Below are 5,002 nucleotides of genomic sequence, written 5' to 3' on the forward strand. Positions count from 1 at the left end.
GGGGGCTCGAGGGTGCCGTGGGCCCTTCCCGCCCTCTCGGCCCGTCAGGGTGGGTCCCGGAGCGGGGGTCGGTCGGCGCGCCGCGGACCGGGGGCCGGGGGTTCGGTTGGGGTCATCCGCACTCCCCGTGCCGATCGGGCCCTTCCCGCGTGGTCACCGGTGAGTGGGTCGGGACGGCCCGGTGGGGTTCACTCCCTCCACGGGTCGTCGCTCGGTTCTCACGGTGCGGCGGATCCGGTGTCCTCCTTCCGGTTGCGGGGCCCTCTATGAAGATCGTAGGGGATCGGGCCTCGTGGGTGGGGGTTGCGGGTGTTGGGAGGGCTCGGCCCCCGTTTTTGGCCCGCTCTCGGGTGATTACAATGGAACGAAGGCGGGATCGGCGTTGGGGTCCGGGTCCGCCGCGTTCGGTGATCGGGCCCGGGCACGCCTCCACGCCCCCGGCGCCGTTCTCGACGGTGGCGGCTCGAGTTCGCGAGGGTTCCCTTCGTCGCCCTCTCGGGCTCCTCTCTCGCTCGATTACAATAGAGAGGGTCGGCCCATGGCGGCCCGCCCGCTGCGGGTGGGTGGGTCCCGGTGGTCCGTCCCCCGGACCTCCGGTCCGTGTCGGGGTGGTGGTCGGTGGGGTGAGGGTGGCGGCTCGATCCCCGGGCCCGTGACTCGCCGTCGGATCTCGGGTGGCGATCCCGCGCCGGCCCGGATCGCTGAGGTGGGGGCCCGGCGTCGCCCGGTTCGGTTCCCTCGCGAGGACTCCCCAGTGGCGCTTCCGTCTTCCCCGACGGCGCGGTCGGGTTGAACCTCGCCGCTGACCTGCCCTGTCTCCCCCACCCGGGATGGACCCCGCCGACTTCGCCGGGTTCCGGCGTCCCGGGGGCCGTGGTGACCCTCGGATCGCGTAAACCGCGTGCCGCTCCTCCGTGCTCGGGTGCTGTTCACCGTTCGATCACGAGATCTTGAGCGCCGGGTCCGCGGGCGCGCCGGTCATCGTTCCCGGTCCGGTCGGATGGGCGCGTGACCGCGGGGCCGCGGCCCTCGGCCTGACCCCGCCCGCCGGATCGTTCCCGGTTGGGGGTGGTGGTCCGCCGGGCGCCCTGGGCGGTGGTAGGATCGTAGTCCTAGGAGCGGGCCGTGCGTCGCCGTCGGACCGTCGTGCCCGGACTTCCCGGCCTCAGCCGGTCTCCCGGGGTGACCGGGGGATGGTCGGGTTGGGGGAGACCGGTGCGCCGATCTTCGGGCGGGGAGCCCGGGTGCCGGCGCCTGGTCCTCACCGTGGGTGGATCGTACGTTGGTCTCGCATGATGCTTTCCGAGTGACCTTGGTAAGGACCGCTTAGCCGTACGTATGGTATAAGGTACTTTTTCCGCGGTTAACTAACGTTATCCTAAAACACTCTAGTCTGCTCCATTTGGTATATGAATCTAATCTGAAATTTCGCCAATATGAGATCATAAACGGTCATTACGTCACTAATTAGGTCGATATTTACACCAGGTACTTACGCTTTTGACAACGAAAAAAGCTACAGTTTTATTTTGATACAACACCGTGTCCGTGGTGCTGTGAGCCGAGTTCACGGCGAAATGAGGGGCGAAGGGGGCTTAATCTGATACCCCGCTGGTCCATGAAGGGGGCCCTCATGGAGGGGACTAACCATTTGGTGTTGTTCGCGAGGCGCGGGAGAATTCGGCGTAGGGGAGAGTTCCTAGTTGTGGGGGAGGACAAGTACCCGATCACTCGTGTGTCGGGGATTGTGCTCTCGGGAGGTGCCCAGATCACAACGCAGGCGGTGAAGTTGGCGTTGGACTATGGGATCCCAATTACGTTCGCGTCTGGGAGCAGGATCTTAGGGGTGGTGGTACCTTTTCATGACCGGTTCGTGGAGCTTAGGCGGCGACAATGGGAGGTGGTGCTAACTCAGCGATCGCTGAGGGTTGGGCTGGCCAGGAGTATTGTAATCTCGTCTATCCGGGCTCGGAAGGCCGTGCTCGAGTTCCTCGAATCTGCGGGTGTTGTGACGAGCGTTGGGCGAGCCGTTGAGAGGATGGAGCGGCTGGAGGATCGGGCAGAGGGGGCCGATCGGGTCGGGGCGCTACGCGGGTACGAGGGTCGCGCGGCCCGGATCTACTTCCGCGCGCTGTCCGAGGCGCTGCCGGGCTGGGCGTTCTCCGGGGGGCGGACGCGCCGCCCGCCTCGGGACCCGTTCAACGCGGCGATCAGCTTCGGGTACACGGCGGTGCTGTTCCCGGTAATGCTGGCGAGGATCGTGGCGGCGGGGCTGGACCCGTTCGCCGGCTTCCTGCACGAGATCCGCGGTCGGAAGCCGGCGCTCGCGCTCGACCTGATGGACGAGTGGCGCGCGCTGGCCGTGGACGTGCCCGTGCTGAGGCTGTTCCTGGAGGGTGGTTTGTCGCGTTCCGACTTCCGGCGGGATGGCGAGGCGGTGCTCCTTCGCGACGCTGAGGCGGTCGCGATCCCGGTGCTGTCGGTGCTGAGTAGAGTTAGGGGAGGGTTGTTAGAAGCGATAGACCGCAGGCTGACGGAGTTTCGAAACGCCGTTAGAAAGTTGTCGGAACCGGAACCACTTGAAATTAAATCTGATGATGTTGGGGGTGTTTGGGAGGTTGTACAGGTCTAAAAGTGGGTACGTATCCAACGCAGTATGGGTTAAGCTAGACTTCGAGGGGGAGCTGTGGAAGGTGGAGTTCGAATCCGAGGATGACGACGGGGATAGGGAGGCGTACAGGGAGGCGTACGAGGTCGTCATGGATTGTCTCAAAAAGGGAGCGTTCGCGTTCCAAGTAGGTAAGGAAGCGTACGTGGCGGCCGCGGACCTGGGGGACGAGCGGGTCGGGTGGGATGACCTCACCCCGACGGCCCGGAGGTACGCGGTGAGCGCGGTGCTCCGGCTGGGGCTCGAGGAGCACGGGTTCGAGCGGGGCTACGGTGAGGGTAACGCGACGCTGGTCTCCGACCGCGACTTCTTCGAGGTGTGCTACGGGGGTCGGTTCGACGGCAAGCGGATCCGCGGGGTCTTCGGCAAGAAGGGGTGGAGGCGGATCCGGAGCGCGGTGCTCCAGAAGCTGCGCGACCGGTACGCCCCGGTGGACGTCCAGCTGGCGCTCCGGACGAGCACGCTGGAGTCGAAGGGTAAGGTGTTGCTCTCCGTGGACCCGCGGGCGCGAGCGGTCACCAGGGTGCCGCTGAAGGACCTGGTCGAAGACCGGGGGCGACGGTGGGCGGAGCGGACGCTGCCCGGAACCCGGGTGATCCCCGTCAAAGGGTCGGAGCGCTACCGGGGCAGGAGCCTCGAGGTCGTGAGCGCGGTGCCCGCCGACGAGTGGAGCGGGTCGGGCGACCTCAAGGACGTGGACGACCTGCGCGGGTACTGGTGGGAAACCCACCGCCTCAGGGTCGATCCGAGCGTGGTCGTGGAGGTGGCCGTGGGGTCCAGGGTGCTCGCGTACCCGGACGACGTGCTGCCGTGGCGGGTGCCCGTGCACGAGGTGAGCAAGTACTTCCGGCTCGGGCCCGCCGACCGGACGGCCATCGGGCGTCACTTCATCGAGCTCGGTCTGGAGTCGGCCCAAAACCGGTTCTCGAACGTGACGGCGACCACGAAGGACCACCCGCGCCCGGGCGTCGACCGCGCGGGGAGGCTCAAACCGCCGGAGATCGTCGCGAGGAACGGCAAGGCGAGGGGTCGGCGGCGCCTGAGGCGGCTCCTCGAAGGCGAGGGCCCCTTCGAGGGCGGGGGTGAGCTGGACGGAAGGCGCGTGAGCGTCGTCTGCGACCGACGACTGCTGAAGCGGGGGGTCTCGCGGGGCACGCTCCGGCGGCTACTCCGGGGCACGGTGACCCACCTACGCCGACTCCACCACGACGTGGACGAGGGCCGGACGCTGGTCGTCAGCCCGACCGAGCTGCCGGACCGGGTGGAAAGGCTGGCGAGGAACGGCGACCTCGTCCTCGCCGGCGTCCCCCACGGCGAGGAGAGGGACTACGCCGCGATCAAGCGACGGTGCCCCGAGGCGCAGTGCTTCACGGAGCGCGCGTCCGAACACCCGCCGAGACTCGTCACCCCGGGGCTGGCCATCGGCCTCCACTGCAAGCACGCCGGGCAGCCCTTCGCCGTGAGGACGGAGGCCAACCTCGAAGGCCGCACGGTCATCCTCGGCGTGGACGTGTCAAGAAAGGTCGAAGGGGACCGCATCATCGAAGGGCGCGGCTGCTGCGCGTGCTTCACCGTGGACGAGGACGGGACCATCCGACACGAGCGAACGTTCACGACCACCATCGGCGAGCGCGGAGAGACCTCCGGCAAGGTCGCCGAGGCACTCCTCCAGGACCTGAGCGGCCCGATAAAGGACGCCGACCGGGTCCTCTACCTCCGGGACGGCCCGGTGCCCAAGGACGAGCTGAGAACGCTGCTGAACGAGGGACCGGACCCCATCGTCCTCGAGGTGATCAAATCCAACCCCACGGTGCACGCCGTGCGCCTCCGGAACGGCATCACGGCCCCGAACCGAGCCTACGTCCGCATCGACGAGCGGACCGCGTTCCTCTACCCCAGCCAGTCGGTCCCCGGACTGAACAGGACCCGAGACGACGCCAAACCCGGGACGCGAAGGCCCATCCTGATCCGACGGCGCGACGGCGGAGCGCTGAACGACGACCTCCTACAGCTCCTCTACGACCTCACCCTCTCGAACTGGGGCACCCCCACGGCCACCAGCCGACTACCGGCGCCCGTACTGTACGCCGACCGGGCCGCCCGACTCGCCCGATACGGGGTAACGGTGAGCCCCCGCGAAGAACTCGCCAAACGCCCATGGCCCGTGTAGGGGGAACGCACCGTGCCCCTCCCCACCCCCAACCCCCGCCTCCGCCTCTACACCTACGACTTCAAGGAGCCCGGAGGCGAGACCGAACGACGCAAGCTCCGAGAGCTGATAGAGGCCCACGGCGGCACCCGCCTCCAGTACTCCACCTACGCCCTCCTCGCCGA

At 67.7% G+C, this 5,002-nt stretch carries 3 protein-coding genes; all 3 read left to right on the forward strand.

Annotation, left to right across the window (positions count from 1 at the left end):
• Positions 1-1,654 precede the first annotated feature (1,654 nt).
• Positions 1,655-2,632 (forward strand): CRISPR-associated endonuclease Cas1, encoded by a 978-nt coding sequence (gene cas1 / locus ACXJJV_RS02140; protein WP_456466534.1) that lies wholly within the window; start codon positions 1,655-1,657, stop codon positions 2,630-2,632.
• A complete protein-coding gene (locus ACXJJV_RS02145; protein ID WP_456466533.1) occupies positions 2,619-4,838 on the forward strand; it encodes an argonaute/piwi family protein in 2,220 nt (739 codons plus the stop codon). Before cas1 ends, ACXJJV_RS02145 begins: the two co-directional genes overlap by 14 nt.
• Before the next feature lie 12 nt (positions 4,839-4,850).
• Positions 4,851-5,002 (forward strand): CRISPR-associated endonuclease Cas2 (gene cas2 / locus ACXJJV_RS02150; RefSeq protein ID WP_456466535.1); only part of this gene is annotated, 152 nt, incomplete at its 3' end.

The sequence above is a fragment of the Methanopyrus sp. genome (genome assembly GCF_053997775.1).